The sequence below is a fragment of the Rhizobium sp. J15 genome (assembly GCF_002531825.1).
Taxonomy (GTDB): Bacteria; Pseudomonadota; Alphaproteobacteria; order Rhizobiales; family Rhizobiaceae; genus Rhizobium.
Genome location: NZ_NWSX01000007.1, coordinates 71,282 through 90,561 on the forward strand (window position 1 = coordinate 71,282; position 19,280 = coordinate 90,561).

Below are 19,280 nucleotides of genomic sequence, written 5' to 3' on the forward strand. Positions count from 1 at the left end.
CGAGCGGCCGGCCTCTACCGCTGTCTGCCGTCGGGCTCGAAAGACGCCGCATGCGCCTCGACGATCGCGGCGGTGATGACCTTTCTCAGCTCGTAGACCATTGAACGGGACCGTTTGCGATCCAGATCCTGTGCCGCCTTTGCCAGATTCAGGCCTTCGTTCAGGACAATATGATGGGCCCGTGCCAGCGCCCAGCTTTCAATATCAGGATTGATCATCGATATCTCCGCCGGATCATCCGGCATCAAGGATATTCACGAATCATTTTACAGGATGCACTTAAGTAGAAAGTAGAATCACAAGCAGAATATTTTGCAACTGGCCGCTATAGCGAATTTGGACTGCGGGCCGGAATTTTTACTGCCGCGCGCCCGCGTCGCACGGCGTCTGAAAAGCCCGCCATGCGGTCATTCCGCGTATTCGCCTTGACTTTCCCGGCGCTTTCCTGTTTATCGCGCCCAATCCGCGACGAGCCGCATGACTCCGAGCCGCCGACCGGGACTTTGAGATCCCGGAGGTCAACACCCGACAGCGCGATGCGCCCTCGGGTGCTTTTTGGCTTTGCGTCTTGTTTTCGTCAAGGAAAAGCACGACGTTCCCGGGCAGATCGAACCCGCCCGAAACGTATCAAGGAAGAGCCGATGTTTGAAAACCTCCAGGACCGTCTTGGATCCATTCTGAATGGACTGACAGGCCGTGGCGCGCTTTCGGAAGCCGATGTTTCCGCAGCGCTGCGCGAGGTTCGCCGTGCGCTGCTGGAGGCTGACGTCGCCCTCGACGTCGTGCGCTCCTTCACCGACCGCGTGCGTGAAAAAGCCGTCGGCGCCGAGATCCTAAAGTCGATCAAGCCCGGCCAGATGGTCGTCAAGATCGTCCATGACGAGTTGATCGAGATGCTGGGCGGCGAAGGCGTCGGCATCGACCTGCATGCGCCCGCCCCCGTCGTCGTCATGATGGTCGGCCTGCAGGGCTCCGGCAAGACCACGACGACGGCGAAGATCGCCAATCGCCTGTCGACGCGCGAGAAGAAGAAAGTGCTGATGGCGTCGCTCGATACGCGCCGTCCGGCAGCCCAGGAGCAGCTTCGCCAGCTCGGCGCCCAGGCCAATATCGATACGCTGCCTGTTATATCAGGCCAGTCGCCGACCGATATCGCCGCCCGCGCCGTACAGGCGGCCAAGCTCGGCGGCCATGATGTCGTCATTCTCGATACCGCCGGCCGCACCCATATCGACGAGCCCTTGATGGTCGAAATGGCCGACATCAAGAAGAAGTCGAACCCGCACGAAATCCTGCTGGTCGCCGACAGCTTGACCGGTCAGGACGCCGTCAACCTCGCCCGCAACTTCGACGAACGCGTCGGCATCACCGGCCTCGTGCTGACCCGCATGGACGGCGACGGCCGCGGCGGTGCCGCCCTTTCGATGCGCGCCGTCACCGGCAAGCCGATCAAGCTGATCGGTGTCGGCGAAAAGATGAGCGAGCTCGAGGAGTTCCATCCCCGCCGCATCGCCGACCGAATTCTCGGCATGGGCGACATCGTCTCGCTCGTCGAGCGCGCCGCCGAAAACATCGACGCCGAGAAGGCGGCCGCCATGGCCGCCAAGATGGCCAAGGGTAAGTTCGATCTCAACGATCTCGCCGATCAGCTGCGCCAGATGCAGAAGATGGGCGGCATGGGCGGCATCATGGGCATGATGCCCGGCATGGCGGGCATGAAGGACAAGATGGCCGCCGCCGGCCTCGACGACAAGCTTTTCGGCCGCCAGATCGCCATCATCCAGTCGATGACCAAGGCCGAGCGCGCCAACCCCGACCTTCTCAAACATTCGCGCAAGAAGCGCATCGCTTCGGGCTCCGGCACCGATGCCGCCGCCATCAACAAGCTTCTGAAGATGCACCGCCAGATGGCGGACATGATGAAGATGATGGGCGGCAAGGGCAAAGGCGGCCTGATGAAGCAGATGATGGGCGGCCTCGCCGGCAAGATGGGGCTTGGGGGCCTCGGCGGCATGGGCGGCATGCCCGATCTCTCGAATATCGACCCGAAGCAGCTCGAAGCCCTGCAGAAGCAGGCGGAAGCCGCGGGTTTGGGAAAACCGGGTGGGGGTATGCCCGGTCTCGGCGGCCTGCCGGGTGGTTTGCCTGGCCTCGGCGGCGCGAAGCTGCCGGGTCTTGGCGGTGGTTTCCCGGGATTGCCCGGTTTGCCGAAGAAGAAGTGAAAGGATCGCTTGCCCCATGATTGATCCAGACGTCAAAGCCCAGCTCGCGAGCTATCGCCAGTCGATCGACAATATCGATGCCGCTCTCGTGCACATGCTGGCCGAACGCTTCCGCTGCACCAAAGAGGTCGGCGTGCTGAAGGCCAAATACAATCTGCCGCCGGCCGACCCGGCGCGCGAGGAATACCAGATCGAACGCCTTCGCCAGCTGGCGAAAGCCGCCAATCTGGACCCGGATTTCGCCGAGAAGTTCCTGAACTTCGTCATCAAGGAAGTCATCCGGCATCATGAGCAGATCGCTGCGGATCACGCTGAACAGAGCGCCCCAGCCCGATAACCATTGCCGCCTCACGAAGCGGTCAAGAAAAGCCTAAGGAGTAAAGAACATGGCACTGAAAATTCGTCTCGCCCGCGGTGGCTCCAAGAAGCGTCCGTACTACCACGTCGTTCTCGCCGATGCGCGCAGCCCGCGTGATGGCCGCTTCCTCGAAAACCTCGGTTCCTGGAACCCGATGCTCGCCAAGGACGACGAGAAGCGCGTTCAGCTGAACGCCGAGCGCATCAAGCACTGGATCGACAACGGCGCCCAGCCGACCGACCGCGTTCTGCGCTTCCTCAATGAAGCCGGCGTCGCCAAGCGCGAAGCCAAGAACAACCCGATCAAGGCGAAGCCGGGCAAGCGCGCCCAGGAACGCGCCGCCGAAAAGGCTCAGAAGGCCGCTGACGCCGCCGCTGCTGCTGCCGACGCCGCGGAATAATCGGGACCTTTCCCTATCGAGCGGGCGGCATGGCGACATGCCGCCCGTTTTCGTTTCCAATCGCCCATACTTCGTTTATGAGAAGCCTGTCTTTCCGGCTTCACATGAAGGAACCCATGACAAAGCTTGAAAACCCCGTTCTGATGGCGACGGTCGGCGGCGCACAGGGGCTGCGCGGCGAAGTGCGCGCCAAGGCCTATACGGCCGACCCGGCCGCGCTCGGCGATTACGGCCATCTGCACAGCATGGACGGACGCAGCTTCGAAGTCCTCGAAATCCGCGAGACGAAGAACATGGTCGTCGTCCGCTTCCGCGGCATCAACGACCGCAACGCCGCCGAGGCGCTGAACGGGCTGGAACTCTATATCGAGCGTGACAACCTGCCCGACGAGGAGCTGGAGGACGACGAGTTCTTTTATGCCGATCTCGAAGGGCTAGAGGCACGCGACGACAAGGGCGTCAGCTACGGCACGGTCACCGGCGTCTTCGATTTCGGCGCCGGCGATCTGCTCGAACTGAAAGGTCCGGGCAAGCGTCCGGTACTGATCCCCTTCTCGGAAGCCTCGGTGCTGGAAATCGACCTGGAGGCCGGCACGCTGCTGATCGATCCGCTGGCAGCAGGACTGGTCGACGACCCGGAAGACCTTCCGAAATTCACGCCCGACAAGCCGAAAAAGAAGAAGTGATGGCTTTCCGCGCGAGCGTGCTGACACTCTATCCGGAAATGTTTCCGGGGCATCTGGGCTATTCCCTTGCCGGCAAGGCGATGGAGCGCGGCCAGTGGTCGCTCGATGCCGTGCAGATCCGCGATTTCGCCACCGATAAACACCGCACCGTCGACGACACCCCCGCCGGCGGCGGCGCCGGCATGGTGCTGAAACCGGACGTTCTCGGCCGCGCGATCGACAGCATCTCTGAAAACGATGCCCGCCCGCGCCTGCTGATGAGCCCGCGCGGCCGGCCGCTGACGCAGGAGCGCGTGCGCGCGCTTGCGGCAGGCGAAGGCGTCATCATCGTCTGCGGCCGCTTCGAAGGCGTCGATCAGCGGGTGATCGAGGCGCGCGGACTGGAAGAGGTGTCGATCGGCGACTACGTGCTGTCGGGCGGCGAGCCGGCCGCACTGATCCTGCTCGATGCGATCATCCGCATCCTGCCCGGCGTGATGGGCAACGATCTTTCCGGCCTGCACGAAAGCTTCGAAGGCGGGCTGCTGGAGCATCCGCATTATACGAGGCCGCAGGAGTGGGAGGGCCACGAAATTCCATCGGTCCTCACGTCAGGCAACCACGGCGCCATCGAGAAATGGCGCCGTCAGCAGGCCGTGCAGCTGACCGAGGAGCGCCGGCCGGATCTGCTCGAAAAGGCAAAAAACGAGAAAAACGGCTGATTCCGCCGGCCTTTTCACAAAAATGTCTTGCGAGGGATGACAAGCCCCGGCCTTTCGTGTATTGGCGCACGCGGAAATGGGGTTAGCCCCGTCTGCCAGCAAACAAAGAATGGCGAATCCGCTCCCGTCCGCAAGGGCAAAATCCTGAGGCTACCCCAAAGGACCAGTGTCGAGCGCTCTGGCTGTTTCAGAAGAACCAAAGGTTAAGACGATGAACATCATTCAGCAGCTCGAGGCCGAACAGGCCGCCAAGATCGAAGCCAAGCGCACGCTTCCCGAATTCTCCCCGGGCGACACCGTCCGCGTCAACGTGAAGGTCACGGAAGGCAACCGTACCCGCGTTCAGGCCTATGAAGGCGTCTGCATCGCCCGCTCCGGCGGCGGCCTGCAGGAAAACTTCACGGTCCGCAAGATCTCCTACGGCGAAGGCGTCGAGCGCGTATTCCCGGTCTACTCGCCGCTGATCGAAAGCGTCGACGTCGTCCGCCGCGGTAAGGTCCGCCGCGCCAAGCTCTATTACCTCCGCGACCGTCGCGGCAAGTCCGCCCGTATCGTTGAAGATACCGGCGTCCGCGCCCGCAAGCTCAACGACGCCGAGCGCGCCGCCATCGCCGAGGAAAAGGCACGCATCGAAGCTGAAAAGGTTGCAGCCGCTCAGGCGCTCGCCGCCGAGAAGGCAGCAGCAGAAGCTGCGGAAGCCAAGGCCGCTGCCGAAGCCGCCGCTGCAGCCGAGAAGGCAGCAGAATAAGATCTGCAGAAAATTCTGTTTCTTGGAAAGGCGGTCTTCGGATCGCCTTTTCTATTTTTTCGGGGCGCATGCAGCCGGCGGCCTTGCCTCAAGCCTATTTTCCGTGACAATTTTCGCTTTCAATTCTGGAGCCGTTCCATGCTGTTTCGCCGTACCGTTCTTGCGAGCTTTGCCGCCCTTTCTCTTCTGCCCTTTGCCGCAACGGCTGCCGAGCTCCCCGATCTCGGCGGCAAGAGCGTCGTCGTCGTGACGGAAAATGCCTATCCGCCGCTGCAGTTCGTCGATCCGAAATCCGGCAAAGCGATCGGCTGGGAATATGATGCGATGAACGAGATCGCCAAGCGGCTGAACTTCAAGGTCGAATACCAGAACACCAGCTGGGACGCGATGATCCAGGCGGTTTCCGACGGCCAGTACAACATCGGCATGACCGGCATCACCATCAAGGACGACCGCAAGCAGAAGGTGGATTTCTCCGACCCCTATCTGCGCTCGCAGCAGTTCATGCTGGTGCGCGGCGACGAGAAGCGCTTCACCGACGCCAAGAGCTTCGGCGCCTTCAACGACGGCCTGATCGGCGCTCAGCCGGGTACTTCGCCTTTCTACACCGCCGTCTATGAAATTCTCGATGGCAACGAACAGAACCCGCGCATCAAGCTTTTCGAAACCTTCGGCGCAACCGTTCAGGCCCTGAAAACAGGCGACGTCGATCTCGTCTTGACCGACAGCGTCGCCGCCAAGGGCTATGTCGATTCCTCGAACGGCGCCCTGAAGGTGGTCGGCGAACCGCTCGGCACGGAGGATTTCGGCTTCATCTTCCCGAAGGGTTCCGACCTCGTCGCCCCGGTCAATGCCGCCATCGCAGCGCTAAAGGCGGACGGCACCTTCGATGCGCTGAACAAGAAGTGGTTCCTCGACTACAAGATGGGCGAATAATTCCCCGAGCGATCGCAGATGGCGCCACAACCATCCCCGCGACACGAGAAGGACGACCGCCCCTGGTGGCTGGCTGTCCTTATCCTGATCGGCATCATTCTCGCCGTCGTCATCGTCACCAACGACATTTATGCGCAGGTCTTCCGGACCGTGGTGAATGGCGCTGGCATTACCGTCTTCGTGACGCTCGTCGCCTTCGTGCTGGCGACGGTGCTCGGTCTCGGCATCGCGCTGCTCGGCCTCTCCGACAGCATCGTGCTGCGCCAGATCGCCCGCTTCTACATCGAGATCATCCGCGGCATCCCGATCCTGGTGCTGCTCTTCTACATCGCCTTCGTCGGTGCCCCCGGTCTTGTGGCCGCCTATAACTTCATGATCACGCCCTTGGTAAAGGCGGGCATTGCCGAGCCGATCCTCGTGCGCGACCTGTCGCTGATGTGGCGCGCGATCTTCGCGCTGATGATCGGCTATTCCTCCTTCATTGCCGAGATCTTCCGCGCCGGCTTCCAGTCGGTCGATCTCGGCCAGATCGAGGCGGCCAAATCGCTCGGCCTGTCGCGCTACCGCCGCTTCCGGCTCGTCGTCTTCCCGCAGGCGATCCGGGTCATCTTCCCGCCGCTCTCCAACGACTTCGTCTCGATGGTGAAGGACTCATCGCTCGTCTCGGTGCTCGGGGTCGCCGACATCACGCAGATGGGCAAGGTCTATGCTTCCGGCTCCTTCCGCTTCTTCGAGACCTATTCGATCGTCACCTACATCTACCTGATCCTGACGATCGGCCTGTCGTTGGCGCTGCGGCGGATTGAAAAGAAGATGAAGCAGAAGCCGCGTTGAGCCGCCTTACGATTCGAATTGCCGTTTCGATCAAAAATCGCTATATCCAGCGCCATGGAATCCAAGTTCAGATGCACTGGCGCGCATGTTTTCGTGCTGCAGGATCATTATCGCCTGCCGGCACGGTTCTTTGCATGCGTATCCGGTGCGCTCAACAGCCGACTTCGTTGATCGAATGACGGCCGGCGGAGCCTGATCCGCTTTTTCCGATTTTCCAAAGCTTCCAAAAACGGACTTAACGCCATGAGCGCACCGCGTACCCTCTACGACAAGATCTGGGACGATCATCTGGTCGACGAACAGGCCGACGGAACCTGTCTTCTCTACATCGACCGCCACCTGGTCCACGAAGTCACCTCGCCGCAGGCTTTCGAAGGCCTGCGCATGAGCGGCCGCAAGGTCCGCGCGCCGGAAAAGACGCTCGCCGTCGTCGACCACAACGTTCCGACGTCTGCCGACCGCCATCTCGGCATCAAGAACGAGGAAAGCCGCATCCAGGTCGAGCAGCTCGCCAAGAATGCCGCCGAATTCAAGGTCGAATATTATTCCGAGAACGACAAGCGCCAGGGCATCGTGCACATCATCGGGCCGGAACAGGGCTTCACCCTGCCGGGCATGACGATCGTCTGCGGCGACAGCCACACCTCCACCCACGGCGCGTTCGGCTCGCTCGCCCATGGTATCGGCACGTCTGAGGTCGAGCACGTGCTCGCCACCCAGACGCTGATCCAGAAGAAGGCCAAGAACATGCTGGTGCAGGTCGACGGCCAGCTGCCGGCAGGCGTCACCGCCAAGGATATCGTTCTTGCCATCATCGGCGAGATCGGCACGGCGGGCGGCACCGGCTACGTCATCGAATATGCCGGCGAAGCGATCCGCGCGCTGTCGATGGAAGGCCGCATGACGATCTGCAACATGTCGATCGAAGGCGGCGCCCGCGCCGGCCTGATCGCGCCTGACGAGATCACCTTCGAATATATCAAGGGCAAGCCGCGCGCGCCGAAGGGCGAAGCGCTCGAACAGGCAATCGCCTACTGGAAGACGCTGAAATCGGATGAAGGCGCTCATTTCGACCGCGTCGTCAAACTGAACGCTGCCGAATTGCCGCCGATCGTCTCCTGGGGTTCGTCGCCTGAGGACGTCGTTTCCGTTCAGGGCATCGTGCCGAACCCGGACGAAATCCAGGACGAGACGAAGCGTGCCTCCAAGTGGCGTGCGCTCGAGTACATGGGCCTCAAGCCGGGCACGCCGATGACCGACATCAGCATCGACCGCGTCTTCATCGGCTCCTGCACCAACGGCCGCATCGAAGACCTGCGCGCCGTCGCCAAGGTGGTCGAGGGCAAGACCGTTGCCTCGACCGTCAACGCCATGATCGTTCCCGGTTCCGGTCTCGTGAAGGAACAGGCGGAAGCCGAAGGCCTCGACAAGATCTTCAAGGCCGCCGGTTTCGACTGGCGCGAGCCGGGCTGCTCGATGTGCCTCGCCATGAACGACGACCGCCTGAAGCCGGGCGAACGTTGCGCCTCGACCTCGAACCGCAACTTCGAAGGCCGTCAGGGCTTCAAGGGCCGCACGCACCTCGTTTCGCCGGCCATGGCGGCCGCCGCCGCGATCGCCGGCCACTTCGTAGATATCCGCGAGTGGAACTGATCCGTCACGGCTCGTAAGAGAATGAAAGCCGCCCGATGCGCTCAGCCCGCATCGGGCGGCTTCGCATTTCATGGCTCCTACCGCTTCGCCCCTCCGCGGCCGCGACCCGTAGCTGCGCGCCTTCCGCGACAAGCAACGATGTCGTAGTCCTTTGAATTTCTATACGAATTCCTTCAATCGCCTCCGATTTGATTACGCGGTGGCGAGCCCGTTTGTGCATGGCCCGCATTCCGGATTTCATCCATTCGGGCAATCGACATCGATATTCTCCTATGGCCTCATCGATACCGGGCGCGACACGGATGCCGTTCTGGCTTCTGCAGGCGGCTTCGGCTAACACCGCGCCATGGGAGAATGTCGCTATGAGGCAGAAAATGGCAAAGAGTATTGCGCAAGCCATCCTGACCGTATTCGCATCGCTGGCATCGATCAGCACAGCCGGCGCCGCGCCGATGCATCCGACCATCACGCCGGTCACGGCCCCTTCGGCCCAGCTGCAACTGGTCGCGCAGACCAAGATACCGATGCTCAACGGCTATCGCGGTTCCAGCAGCGCCCGGGCCGGCTATATCAAGAGCTCCAACGGCTACTGGTATCCCTCGCGCGCCTTCGATGATTATACCGGCTCGATTGCGCGGCCTGAGAATCAGGGGAATGGCTGCAATTACGGCTTTGCCCCGACCAACGGATCGTCCAATTGCAATTATTGACAAAGTGCGCCGCGGTTTTAGCGGCATGCCTTCGTCGAGCCGCCGCGGGCGATCTCTCTTCCGCGGCGGTCGCTGATTGATGATCAGAATGACGCCGTCATCGGGTCGGGCCCCATGCGGGCGCCGGCGCTGTCGAGCTTGGCGATCGCAGCCATGTCATCGGCATTGAGCTTGAAATCGAACACCTGGAAGTTTTCCTCGATGCGCGACGGCGTGACCGACTTCGGGATGACGACGAGGCCGGTGTCGATATGCCAGCGGATGATGACCTGGGCCGGCGTCTTGCCGTGTTTCCGGGCGATCTCGCCGATGACCTTGTTCGAGATGAACTTGCCCTGGCCGAGCGGGCTCCAGGATTCGGTCACGATACCAAGCTTGCCGTGCACCTCCTGCGCCGCGTGCTGCTGGAAGTCGGGATGCAGCTCGATCTGGTTGATGACGGGAACCACGCCGGTTTCGCCGATGATCCGCTCCAGATGTTCGGGATAGAAATTGGAGACGCCGATCGAGCGTGCCCGGCCCTCTTCCCGAATGCGCACGAATGCCTTCCAGGTCTCGGTGTAGAGGCCGCGATGCGGCGACGGCCAGTGAACCAGGTAGAGATCGACATAGTCGGAACCGAGCTTCCTCAGGCTGCCGTCGAAGGCACGCAGCGTATTGTCGTAGCCCTGGTCGGTGTTCCTGAGTTTGGTCGTGACGAAAATATCCTTGCGGTCGAGGCCGGAGGAGCGGATGCCTTCACCCACACCCTCTTCGTTGTCGTAACCGGACGCCGTATCGATATGGCGATAGCCGGCAGCAATGGCCGTGCGCACCGTCGGAGCGGCGATCTCCTGCGGCGTCTGCCAGACACCGAGGCCGACCTGCGGAATGGAATGTCCGTCATGGAAAGTGATGATGGGTTGAGCGGTCACAATATGTCTCCGGAAGTTTGAAGAATTGGACGAGGCATGGATTTGCGCTCGCATTCCGCGAGCGTCCCTGAACGCATCTCAGCCCGCGCGTCCGGTCACCGAAAGCATATAGGCGCCCGCCCTCACAAAACAATCAGAGCACGCGGACAATCGTCCCCTTGCGAAGGTGCGGCAGCAGGCGGCGCATATCGCCGAGACTGACCGCCACGCAGCCGGCCGTTGGCTCGTAGCCTGGCCGGATAAGATGGAAGAAGATCGCCGAGCCGCGGTTGCGCGCCCGCGAGGAGATGTTCCAGTCCATCACCAGACAGATATCGTAGAGCCCGTCGCTACGCCGCATCTCCTCATGGCCGGCGCCGAACGGCGCCCTGACGAGGCGGTTGTAATTGGCATTGCCGGGCTGATCGCACCACAGCATATCGGCGCGGATCCGGCGAAGCGAGAGCGAAGTCACGAGCCGGCCGTTCCGCTCGCCGCGCCGGAAGCCCGATATCAGCTTCATCGACGTGATCGGGGTGGCACCGTCGCCCTCGCGTTTCATCACGGTGCGGCCGGAGCGCCCGATGGCAGCCGGAACGGTGATTGCGCCGATGCTGACGATCGCGCGGCTCTTCTTTCCCGGCGCCGGACGCACCACGACCGTGGGCGGCTTCATCCCTCGGCTCCGCCTTGCTTTTTCCATTTTTCTCGCATGTCTTGCATTGCTTGAGGCTTTCATTGAAATCATATGAAAACCGGGCCGGCAACAGCTCCGCCGGCCGATCCTTGCCAAACCCGCAATTTGGCGTAGGACTAGGGGACCTAACATGAGGACGCAACGGCATGACCGCACGCACCATTCTTCTGGTGGATGACGACGAGGATCTTCGGCAGACGCTGACGGAGCAATTGTCGCTTTATGAGGAATTCACGGTTCTGCAGGAAGCCAACGCCGGCAAGGGTGTTGCGACCGCCCGCTCGACGCCGGTCGACCTCTTGATCATGGATGTCGGCCTGCCTGACATGGACGGCCGCGAAGCGGTGAAGCTGCTGCGCAAGGGCGGCTTCAAGGCGCCGATCATCATGCTGACCGGTCACGATACCGATTCGGACACGATCCTCGGCCTCGAAGCCGGCGCCAACGATTACGTCACCAAGCCTTTCCGCTTCGCCGTGCTGCTCGCGCGCATCCGCGTGCAGCTGCGCCAGCACGAGCAGAGCGAAGACGCCACCTTCACCGTCGGCCCCTATCTCTTCAAGCCGAGCCAGAAGCTGCTCACCACCGACAACGGCCAGAAGATCCGCCTGACGGAAAAGGAAGCGGCGATCATCCGTTATCTCTACCGCGCCGAGCAGAAGGTCGTCACCCGCGACGTGCTTCTCGAAGAGGTCTGGGGCTATAACTCGGGCGTGACCACGCACACGCTGGAAACCCACGTCTACCGGCTGCGCCAGAAGATCGAGCGCGATCCCTCCAATGCCGAAATCCTGGTGACGGAAAACGGCGGCTACAAGATCATACCCTAGAACAGGATGATTTTAGGCCCGTTCGGCCTAAAATCTGAATCCTGTTTTAAACTCAAGAGTTAGAGCATGATGTCGTCCGAAAACCGCTCACACTTTTCGGCATCATGCTCTTAGAGCGTTACCGGTTTCCCGAATGACGGAAATGCTCTATCTCTTTGTTTTCACGCGAAACTGTTCCGCGCTTTTGCTGGAATTGCTCTAAGGCGAAAAGCCCCGATGGCGCTGACCGACGACATTCATCTGCTCTCACAGCTTCCGCTGTTCAAGGATATGAGCGAGGACCAGCTGCGGCTGATCGCCTTCGGCGCCGACCGGCGCATGATCGCCGCCGGCCAGATGCTGTTCCGCCAGGGCTCGCCGGCCGAGAGTGCCTATGTCGTTATCAGCGGCAGCCTGGAACTGAGCACGACGAGCAGCGACGGCATGCAGCGGGCCGAGGCCATCGCCGGCCCGGGAACGCTGATTTCGGAGCTTGCACTGGTCACGCTGGTGGAGCGCAAATTCACCGCGATCGCGCGCGAGGACACCAGCATCATCCGCATCACCCGCGCCCTCTTCCATCGGCTTCTGGAAGAATATCCCGATGCGGCCCGCCTGATCGAAAACCGCATCCGCGACAACCTCGCCGAGCTTGCCGCCAAGGCCGCAAGCCAGTTCCACCGCTTCAGCTGATCCACATCGGTACGCGGCGTTAAGGAAGGCGTCAGTCGCGGACGAGGCCGTCGATTGCTGCTGCGAGCTTCACCAAGTCGGCGGCATAGAAGCCGGCAGCGTTGAGACAGTTGGTCTCGAGCAGCTTCAGCCCCTCTTCGGTGCGGCAGAGATCGATGACATAGGCCGGAGAGTACCCGGGATTGATATCGACCATGCGCTGTCCGAACGCCAGTGCATCCTCGTCGATCTCATGGCGGTGGACGACACGCGATCCGTCCTTATAGAGCGAATAGGTGACTATCCGCCCGTTGACGGCCCACAGACGCCATTCGCGCAAGATGCGAACAGGCTTGGTGAGCATCAGAAGCGTGTCATGGCGAAGCGATCCGCCCGGGATTTCGTCTTCGTCAAGCGTAAGAACCCTCTCCGCCATGCGGATGATCTCACCGGCCGATTTGACATTGCCGGGCTCTTCCTTGCTGTCGTCGACGGGACGCAGAAACCATTCCCTCCCATCGTCGGTCAGCTCGGTCGGAATGTCTCGGAGAGTGAGGAACAGCGCGTCGGCTCCGTTCAGGAGATAGGGATGCCACGCCTTTTCCTGGACGAAAGGACGCAGCTTGAACACGCCCGGCCAGTAACCGTTCGCCTCGGCGTTTCTCCATAGAGTGTAGGAGCCGAACATGATCACCGAACCCGGGTCGGTAACGATCGGCGCGGGGATAAGCTCGCCGACGAACGGGACGACCTTATGCCAGGTGTACGCGATACCGAGCCGGTCGAGTGCCTCGGCCAGCTTATGGGTGTCTTCGAATTCCTGGAGGAGCCACTGCATCAGAAATCGAAACGCGCCGTCACCGGCACATGATCCGAGGGCCGGTCCCAGCCGCGCGCTTCCTTCAGAATCTCGATCCGCTTGAGATGCGGTCCGAGATCGGAGGACGACCAGATGTGGTCGAGACGGCGGCCGCGGTCGGCTGCTTCCCAGTCCTTGGCGCGGTAGCTCCACCAGGTGTAGAGCTTTTCGCTGGCCGGCACGTGATGGCGCATGAGATCGACCCAGCCGCCGCGCTTCATCACCTCCAGCAGCCCGTCCGTTTCGACGGGCGTATGGCTCACGATCTTCAAGAGCTGCTTGTGCGACCAGACGTCGTGCTCCAGCGGCGCGATATTGAGGTCGCCGACGAGAATGGCGGAGGTGTTGGCCTCGCCATTGGCTTTCAGCTGCTTCATCTCCTCGATGAAATCGAGCTTGTGGCCGAATTTCGGATTGATCGTGCGGTCCGGCTCGTCGCCGCCGGCGGGTACATAGAAATTGTGCAGCCGGACGCGGCGATTGCCGCGCTCGAAGATCGCCGATATGTGGCGGGCATCGCCGACCCCGCAATAATCCTGCCGGTGATCCTCCGTCAGCGGAATGCGCGAGGCGATCGCCACGCCGTGATAACCCTTCTGCCCGTGGATGATGATGTGGTCGTAACCCATCGCCCGCAAGGGTGCTGCCGGAAAGAGCTCGTTCGGCACCTTGGTTTCCTGCAGGCAGAGAATGTCAGGCCTGTGCTTGAGAACGAACTGCTCGACGATCGGCATGCGCAGCCGCACCGAATTGATGTTCCAGGTGGTGATCGAAAAGCCCATGCCCACGCCCTTTCCCGCACGCCGGGTTTCGAGGCGGCGTGCTCTCATGAAAGGGCTTTAGAACAAAGGCGGACGGGAGGGAACCGGCCGCGTGCAAAAGCCTCGGGCGATCAACCGAAAACCGTCAGTCGCGTGAGGCTGCCGTGCCCGGAATGCTTTCGTAAGGCACCCGGAAGACGCGGTCGTCGAACTGCACGCCTGTCTTGACGTTGAAGATCATCACCGACGTGTCCTTGCCCTGGTTGTCGGTGATCGTCCACTGCCGCAGGTCATAGGTCTTCGGGTCGAACATCATCGTGATGGTCGAGTTTCCGAACACCGTATTGTTGCCGAGCGCGATCGTCGTCAGGTCCGACTCCTCCTTCACGCCCTTCACCATGCCGGCCGACAGGTCGATCCGCTGCGCCAGGAGCAGGCTGAGCGGCGTCTTGGAGAGCGGATAGAGATCCCAGGTCTTGAGCTTCATATTGCCGATCGCGACATTCTTGCCGTCGGCAATCACCCGCATCGGCGACGGGTCGTCATAGTTGAAGCGCAGCTTGCCGGGACGCTGGATGAAGAACTTGCCGCCGGTCTGCTCGCCGCGCGGGCCGAACTGCACGAATTCCCCCTGCATCGTCGTGACGCCGGAGAAATGGTCGGCGATTGCCTGCGCGGTGCCGGAAGCCGGGGCCGCAGCCTGAGCAAGCGCGCCTAAGGGAAGGGTGCTCGCCACGGCAGTTACGGCAAAGGCGCCCAGAAGTTCGCGGCGCGTCGTCAGGCCGGAGAGGAAGGAATCGGAGTTACTCATCTAAATCTCCTTTATGCGATCTGCATGCCGCCGAATGGCGGCGTCTTCAAGGCGCCGCGATCATCCTCGCGAGAAGCAATGGCTTCATGCTATCAGCTTCCCGCGAAAACACCCGCATGGGAAATATATGGCTGATCTTTCAGCGGTCGAGGATGTCGGCCTCGGTCGGAACGAGAATTTCTCGCTTGCCGGCATGGTTGGCCGGCCCGATGATGCCTTCCTTCTCCATCCGCTCGATCAGCGAAGCGGCGCGGTTGTAGCCGATGCCGAGACGGCGCTGGACATAGGAGGTCGAAGCCTTGCCGTCGCGCAGCACGATGGCGACGGCCTGATCGTAAGGATCTTCCGAATCCGAAAGGTTCGACGTGCCGGCCGGGCCGCCGCCACCGTAATCGCCATCCTCATCCTCGTCGGCGGTGATCGCGTCGAGATATTGCGGCGAGCCCTGCGTCTTCAGATAGGAGACGATCTCTTCCACCTCGACATCCGAGACGAAGGGACCGTGCACGCGCTGGATACGCCCGCCGCCCGCCATGTAGAGCATGTCGCCCATGCCGAGCAGCTGCTCGGCCCCCTGTTCGCCGAGAATGGTGCGGCTGTCGATCTTCGAGGTGACCTGGAAGGAAATGCGGGTCGGGAAGTTCGCCTTGATCGTGCCGGTGATGACGTCGACCGACGGGCGCTGCGTCGCCATGATCACGTGAATGCCGGCGGCGCGCGCCATCTGCGCCAGACGCTGGACCGCGCCTTCGATATCCTTGCCGGCGACCATCATCAGGTCGGCCATTTCGTCGATGATGACGACGATATAGGGCATCGGCTTGAGGTCGAATTCTTCGGTCTCGTACATTGCCTCGCCGGTGTGGCGATCGAAACCGGTCTGCACCGTGCGCGAAATCACTTCGCCCTTCGACAGAGCCTGTTCGACGCGGGTATTGAAGCCGTCGATGTTGCGCACCCCAATCTTCGACATTTTCTTGTAGCGCTCTTCCATCTCGCGCACCGTCCATTTCAGCGCGACGACGGCTTTCTTCGGATCGGTAACGACAGGCGAGAGCAGATGCGGGATGCCGTCATAGACGGAAAGTTCGAGCATCTTCGGATCGATCATGATCAAGCGGCACTGCTCCGGCGTCATCCGGTAGAGCAGCGACAGGATCATCGTGTTGATGGCGACCGATTTGCCCGAGCCGGTGGTGCCGGCGACGAGCAGGTGCGGCATCTTGGCGAGATCGGCGATGACGGCTTCGCCGCCGATCGTCTTGCCGAGCGCCATGGCGAGCTTCGCCTTGCTGCCCTCGAAATCGCGCGATGCGATGAGTTCACGCAGGTAGACGGTCTCGCGCGTCTGGTTCGGCAGTTCGATGCCGATCGCGTTGCGGCCGGGCACGACGGCGACACGGGCGGCGATCGCGCTCATCGAGCGGGCGATATCGTCGGCAAGGCCGATGACGCGCGACGATTTGATGCCGGGCGCCGGCTCCAGTTCATAAAGGGTGACGACGGGACCAGGGCGAACATGGATGATCTCGCCCTTGACGCCGAAATCCTCGAGCACGCCTTCGAGCATGCGGGCATTCTGCTCCAGCGCATCGGCCGAAAGCGTCGAATCGCGCACCACGTTCTTCGGCTCGGCGAGCAGGTGCATCGACGGAAGCTGGAAACCTTCGGGACGGATGAACGAGCCCTGCGCCTCCCGCTCGATACGGGCACTGGGCTTCGGACGCGCGATAGCTGGGACAACGCGCGGTTCAGGCTTACCGGCGGCCTTTGCCGGGGCGCGGATCATCCAGTCGTCGTCATCGTCGTCGGGCAGGATATCGGCCGGGCGCGGCGGCATGTCGGCATCGAAGGGCAGATCGTCGTCGTCATCGTCGTCGACGGAAAGCGACGGCGCGGAGACGATGCGCCGCGGCGAAACGGCCGCCTTTTCCCTCATTGATGGCTCCATCGACGGCTCCATTCGTTCGCCGCGGACGGCCGGCGCCTTGGCGCGGACCGGCTCGTTGAGCGTGCCGAACTCGTCATCGTTGAAGTCATAAGGCGATTCGAAGTCGCCCTGGCGGCGCTTGCGCGGTCCCATGCCGAAGATCCGGCGCAGGCGGCCCTGGCTCATATACCAGGCATGCGTCAGGGCGCCGCTGAAAGCGACCCAGCGGGCTTCGTCCTCCTCGTCCTCGTCGCCGACGACGCGGGCCTTGCTTGTCGTATCGGCGTAGTCTTCTTCGATCTCATCGTCCTCGGCATCGCTGCGGCCGACGAGGCCTGATGCGAACAGCATCATCCACGCAGTCGGCAAGGCGAAGATGCAGCCGACGACCATGGCGAAGGTGCCTGTGGGATAAGCTCCGACGAAGAGCGCGGGAAAGCGCAGGATCATGTCGCCGACGACGCCGCCGATGCCGTTCGGAATCGGCCAGGTGAGCGGCGGCGGAAAACAGCCGATGACGGCGGAGGAAAGCACGGAACCGGCAAGCCAGGCGCCGGCGCGGGCGGGAATGCGGCTGAAGCGGCGGCCCGAGATCAGCGCCAGCGCCCAGGCGACGATCGGCAGCATCGAAACGACGCTGGCGAGCCCCAGGAACTGCATGACGATATCGGCGAAGGCTGCGCCGCTGTAACCGAGGATATTCGTCGGCAGGTTGGCGGTGGCATAGGAATAGCTGGGATCGGCGACGTTCCATGTCGCCAGCGCCGCGACGCCGAGCGCCAGGAGCAGAAAGATCGCAAAGCCGATCAGCGCCTGGATCTGCCGCAGCATGAATGCCGAGAAGGAGAACCGATCCGGACGGCCATCCATTACCGGCGACGTGCTTCTTGCCATATGTCTAACCCGTCCAATGCCTGGGCACGCGAATCACGAAGCTCGCCATGCCAAAATGCGTCCGCTCCACCTAATCAGAGCCCGGTTAAAGCGATGTTAACCATGCACGGCCGGAAGCGCATTCCCGCCGACAAAAAGAAAAAAGCCCGAACCTTGGAGGGTCCGGGCCAAATGCGGTCTATGACAGCTTTTCCGGGTCTAACCCGGAAAAGCTCTAGATAGGCCGCGACGGGCTGTGGAGGGCGCCCGGCCGGGCGCCCGAAGCTCGTATCAGGAGTGGTAAGCGGCTTCGCCGTGGGTCGAAAGGTCGAGACCTTCGCGCTCGGCTTCTACGCTCACGCGCAGGCCGACGACAACGTCGACGATCTTGTAGAGGATCGCCGAACCGATGCCCGACCACAGCAGCGTCGTCAGCACGCCCTTGGCCTGGTTCCAGACCTGGGTTGCCGTGCCGGCATAGGTGGCTGCGAAATCGGGCGTCGAATAGTCGACGATGCCTGCGCCGCCGAGCGCCGGATTGACGAGGATGCCGGTGCCGAGAGCGCCGATGATGCCGCCGACGCAATGGACGCCGAAGACGTCGAGGCTGTCGTCGTAGTTGACCTTGTTCTTCACGACGTCGACGAAGAAGTAGCAGACCGGCGAGACGACGAGGCCGAGAACGATCGAACCCATCGGGCCGGCAAAGCCTGCCGCCGGGGTAACGGCGACGAGACCGGCGACAGCGCCCGAGGCACCGCCGAGCATGGAAGCCTTGCCGCGGGCGAGGCTTTCAACGATGCACCAGGAAACGGCGGCGGCAGCCGTCGCGACGAAGGTGTTGATCATGGCGAGCGATGCGTAGCCGTTGGCCTCGAGGTTGGAGCCGGCATTGAAGCCGAACCAGCCGACCCACAGCAGCGATGCGCCGACCATGGTGAGCGTCATCGAATGCGGAGCCATGATCTCCTTCTTGTAGCCGGTGCGCTTGCCGAGCATGATGGCGCCGACGAGGCCTGCAATACCGGCATTGATGTGGACGACCGTACCGCCGGCGAAGTCGATTGCGCCGTAGGAGAAGATCAGGCCGGCCGGCGAGGTGTAGGAGCTCGGACCGCCCCAGAACCAGACCATGTGCGCCATCGGGAAGTAGATGAAGGTCACCCACAGCACGACGAAGAGCATGACGGCCGAGAACTTCACCCGCTCGGCGAACGCGCCGACGATGAGGCCGGGCGTGATGCAGGCGAAGGTCATCTGGAATACGATGAAAGTGTATTCAGGGATGGCAACGCCCTTCGAGAAGGTCTCGACGAGCGACGACGGGTTCACGCCGGCGAGGAACGCCTTGGAGAAGCCGCCGACGAAGCTGTTCAGCGAGCCGCCGTCGGTGAAGGCGAGCGAATAGCCGTAGGTCACCCAGATCAGCGCCACGACGGCGGTGATCATGAAGACCTGCATCAGCACGGAAAGCATGTTCTTGGCGCGCACGAGGCCGCCGTAGAAGAGCGCGAGGCCCGGGATGGTCATCAGAAGGACGAGCGCCGAGGAGACGAGCATCCAGGTATTGTCACCCTTCTCCATCGTCAGAGCAGGCGCGGCGGCGGCAGCAGCGGCAGGCGCAGCCTCCTGGGCAAAGGCGACGGCCGGCGCGAGAAGCGCAGCCGTTGCTGCGCAAACCCGCGCAAAGGTGGAGGAAAACTTCGAGATCGACATTGAAAAAAGCT

At 62.1% G+C, this 19,280-nt stretch carries 20 protein-coding genes; 12 read left to right on the forward strand and 8 right to left on the reverse strand.

Features of this window, described 5'->3' with window-relative positions:
* Positions 1-14: 14 nt before the first annotated feature.
* Positions 15-218: a hypothetical protein gene (locus CO670_RS08215; protein WP_097589933.1), complete on the reverse strand. Its 204-nt coding sequence runs from the start codon at positions 216-218 to the stop codon at positions 15-17.
* A gap of 423 nt (positions 219-641) precedes the next feature.
* Here CO670_RS08215 and ffh point away from each other — a divergent pair, with 423 nt between their 5' ends.
* The 10 genes from ffh to CO670_RS08280 all read left to right on the forward strand — a co-directional run bounded on the left by ffh (position 642) and on the right by CO670_RS08280 (position 9,248).
* Positions 642-2,222, forward strand: coding sequence for a signal recognition particle protein (ffh, locus tag CO670_RS08225; RefSeq protein ID WP_097589793.1), 1,581 nt, complete (start codon positions 642-644; stop codon positions 2,220-2,222).
* 16 nt (positions 2,223-2,238) lie between these two features.
* The gene (locus CO670_RS08230) at positions 2,239-2,559 is read left to right on the forward strand and encodes a chorismate mutase (RefSeq protein ID WP_097589794.1); all 321 of its coding nucleotides are present in this window, start codon (positions 2,239-2,241) and stop codon (positions 2,557-2,559) included.
* Between the two features lie 49 nt (positions 2,560-2,608).
* Positions 2,609-2,980 (forward strand): 30S ribosomal protein S16, encoded by a 372-nt coding sequence (gene rpsP, locus CO670_RS08235; protein ID WP_097589795.1) that lies wholly within the window; start codon positions 2,609-2,611, stop codon positions 2,978-2,980.
* 116 nt (positions 2,981-3,096) lie between these two features.
* The gene (rimM, locus tag CO670_RS08240) at positions 3,097-3,666 is read left to right on the forward strand and encodes a ribosome maturation factor RimM (RefSeq protein WP_097589934.1); all 570 of its coding nucleotides are present in this window, start codon (positions 3,097-3,099) and stop codon (positions 3,664-3,666) included.
* Positions 3,666-4,367: a tRNA (guanosine(37)-N1)-methyltransferase TrmD gene (trmD, locus tag CO670_RS08245; protein WP_097589796.1), complete on the forward strand. Its 702-nt coding sequence runs from the start codon at positions 3,666-3,668 to the stop codon at positions 4,365-4,367. Before rimM ends, trmD begins: the two co-directional genes overlap by 1 nt.
* A 211-nt stretch (positions 4,368-4,578) precedes the next feature.
* Complete coding sequence (gene rplS / locus CO670_RS08250; protein ID WP_097589797.1) at positions 4,579-5,115, forward strand: 50S ribosomal protein L19; 537 nt, start codon at positions 4,579-4,581, stop codon at positions 5,113-5,115.
* A gap of 138 nt (positions 5,116-5,253) precedes the next feature.
* Entirely contained in the window at positions 5,254-6,051 is a 798-nt protein-coding gene (locus CO670_RS08255) for a basic amino acid ABC transporter substrate-binding protein (RefSeq protein ID WP_097589798.1), read from the forward strand.
* Positions 6,052-6,069: 18 nt separating this feature from the next.
* Positions 6,070-6,885, forward strand: a complete 816-nt coding sequence (locus CO670_RS08260) for an amino acid ABC transporter permease (protein ID WP_097589799.1) — start codon at positions 6,070-6,072, stop codon at positions 6,883-6,885.
* A 243-nt stretch (positions 6,886-7,128) separates the two neighbouring features.
* A complete protein-coding gene (leuC, locus tag CO670_RS08270; protein WP_097589800.1) occupies positions 7,129-8,538 on the forward strand; it encodes a 3-isopropylmalate dehydratase large subunit in 1,410 nt (469 codons plus the stop codon).
* Positions 8,539-8,900: 362 nt separating this feature from the next.
* A complete protein-coding gene (locus CO670_RS08280) occupies positions 8,901-9,248 on the forward strand; it encodes a cell surface protein (RefSeq protein ID WP_097589802.1) in 348 nt (115 codons plus the stop codon).
* An 83-nt stretch (positions 9,249-9,331) separates the two neighbouring features.
* On the opposite strand, the gene CO670_RS08285 is transcribed toward CO670_RS08280, so the two are convergent.
* Both CO670_RS08285 and CO670_RS08290 read right to left on the reverse strand, forming a co-directional pair.
* The gene (locus tag CO670_RS08285) at positions 9,332-10,162 is read right to left on the reverse strand and encodes an aldo/keto reductase (protein WP_097589803.1); all 831 of its coding nucleotides are present in this window, start codon (positions 10,160-10,162) and stop codon (positions 9,332-9,334) included.
* 133 nt (positions 10,163-10,295) lie between these two features.
* The gene (locus CO670_RS08290) at positions 10,296-10,817 is read right to left on the reverse strand and encodes a L,D-transpeptidase family protein (RefSeq protein ID WP_097589804.1); all 522 of its coding nucleotides are present in this window, start codon (positions 10,815-10,817) and stop codon (positions 10,296-10,298) included.
* Between the two features lie 167 nt (positions 10,818-10,984).
* Between CO670_RS08290 and CO670_RS08295 the strand changes: the two genes are divergently transcribed.
* Complete coding sequence (locus CO670_RS08295; RefSeq protein ID WP_011427159.1) at positions 10,985-11,668, forward strand: response regulator transcription factor; 684 nt, start codon at positions 10,985-10,987, stop codon at positions 11,666-11,668.
* A gap of 216 nt (positions 11,669-11,884) precedes the next feature.
* Entirely contained in the window at positions 11,885-12,340 is a 456-nt protein-coding gene (locus tag CO670_RS08300; RefSeq protein ID WP_097589805.1) for a cyclic nucleotide-binding domain-containing protein, read from the forward strand.
* A gap of 31 nt (positions 12,341-12,371) precedes the next feature.
* On the opposite strand, the gene CO670_RS08305 is transcribed toward CO670_RS08300, so the two are convergent.
* The 5 genes from CO670_RS08305 to CO670_RS08325 all read right to left on the reverse strand — a co-directional run bounded on the left by CO670_RS08305 (position 12,372) and on the right by CO670_RS08325 (position 19,269).
* Positions 12,372-13,157 carry an ATP-grasp domain-containing protein gene (locus CO670_RS08305; protein WP_097589806.1) on the reverse strand — a complete coding sequence of 262 codons (786 nt, stop codon included), beginning with the start codon at positions 13,155-13,157 and terminating at the stop codon, positions 12,372-12,374.
* On the reverse strand, positions 13,157-13,960 hold the full coding sequence (locus CO670_RS08310; protein WP_097589807.1) for an exodeoxyribonuclease III: 804 nt from the start codon (positions 13,958-13,960) through the stop codon (positions 13,157-13,159). Before CO670_RS08310 ends, CO670_RS08305 begins: the two co-directional genes overlap by 1 nt.
* Before the next feature lie 124 nt (positions 13,961-14,084).
* Entirely contained in the window at positions 14,085-14,750 is a 666-nt protein-coding gene (locus CO670_RS08315; RefSeq protein WP_097589808.1) for an outer membrane lipoprotein carrier protein LolA, read from the reverse strand.
* 139 nt (positions 14,751-14,889) lie between these two features.
* A complete protein-coding gene (locus CO670_RS08320; protein ID WP_097589809.1) occupies positions 14,890-17,574 on the reverse strand; it encodes a DNA translocase FtsK in 2,685 nt (894 codons plus the stop codon).
* 270 nt (positions 17,575-17,844) lie between these two features.
* Positions 17,845-19,269, reverse strand: a complete 1,425-nt coding sequence (locus CO670_RS08325) for an ammonium transporter (RefSeq protein ID WP_097589810.1) — start codon at positions 19,267-19,269, stop codon at positions 17,845-17,847.
* Between the last annotated feature and the right edge of the window lie 11 nt (positions 19,270-19,280).

Coding starts and splice junctions, on each gene's coding strand:
- CO670_RS08295 (WP_011427159.1), top strand. CDS start 10,985: ATGACCGCACGCACCATTCTTCTGGTGGATGACGACGAGGATCTTCGG.
- CO670_RS08290 (WP_097589804.1), bottom strand. CDS start 10,817: ATGAAGCCGCCCACGGTCGTGGTGCGTCCGGCGCCGGGAAAGAAGAGC.
- CO670_RS08310 (WP_097589807.1), bottom strand. CDS start 13,960: ATGGGCTTTTCGATCACCACCTGGAACATCAATTCGGTGCGGCTGCGC.
- trmD (WP_097589796.1), top strand. CDS start 3,666: ATGGCTTTCCGCGCGAGCGTGCTGACACTCTATCCGGAAATGTTTCCG.
- CO670_RS08305 (WP_097589806.1), bottom strand. CDS start 13,157: ATGCAGTGGCTCCTCCAGGAATTCGAAGACACCCATAAGCTGGCCGAG.
- CO670_RS08325 (WP_097589810.1), bottom strand. CDS start 19,269: ATGTCGATCTCGAAGTTTTCCTCCACCTTTGCGCGGGTTTGCGCAGCA.
- leuC (WP_097589800.1), top strand. CDS start 7,129: ATGAGCGCACCGCGTACCCTCTACGACAAGATCTGGGACGATCATCTG.
- CO670_RS08320 (WP_097589809.1), bottom strand. CDS start 17,574: ATGGCAAGAAGCACGTCGCCGGTAATGGATGGCCGTCCGGATCGGTTC.
- rpsP (WP_097589795.1), top strand. CDS start 2,609: ATGGCACTGAAAATTCGTCTCGCCCGCGGTGGCTCCAAGAAGCGTCCG.
- CO670_RS08260 (WP_097589799.1), top strand. CDS start 6,070: ATGGCGCCACAACCATCCCCGCGACACGAGAAGGACGACCGCCCCTGG.
- CO670_RS08280 (WP_097589802.1), top strand. CDS start 8,901: ATGAGGCAGAAAATGGCAAAGAGTATTGCGCAAGCCATCCTGACCGTA.
- rimM (WP_097589934.1), top strand. CDS start 3,097: ATGACAAAGCTTGAAAACCCCGTTCTGATGGCGACGGTCGGCGGCGCA.
- CO670_RS08300 (WP_097589805.1), top strand. CDS start 11,885: ATGGCGCTGACCGACGACATTCATCTGCTCTCACAGCTTCCGCTGTTC.
- ffh (WP_097589793.1), top strand. CDS start 642: ATGTTTGAAAACCTCCAGGACCGTCTTGGATCCATTCTGAATGGACTG.
- CO670_RS08215 (WP_097589933.1), bottom strand. CDS start 218: ATGATCAATCCTGATATTGAAAGCTGGGCGCTGGCACGGGCCCATCAT.
- CO670_RS08230 (WP_097589794.1), top strand. CDS start 2,239: ATGATTGATCCAGACGTCAAAGCCCAGCTCGCGAGCTATCGCCAGTCG.
- CO670_RS08315 (WP_097589808.1), bottom strand. CDS start 14,750: ATGAGTAACTCCGATTCCTTCCTCTCCGGCCTGACGACGCGCCGCGAA.
- CO670_RS08255 (WP_097589798.1), top strand. CDS start 5,254: ATGCTGTTTCGCCGTACCGTTCTTGCGAGCTTTGCCGCCCTTTCTCTT.
- rplS (WP_097589797.1), top strand. CDS start 4,579: ATGAACATCATTCAGCAGCTCGAGGCCGAACAGGCCGCCAAGATCGAA.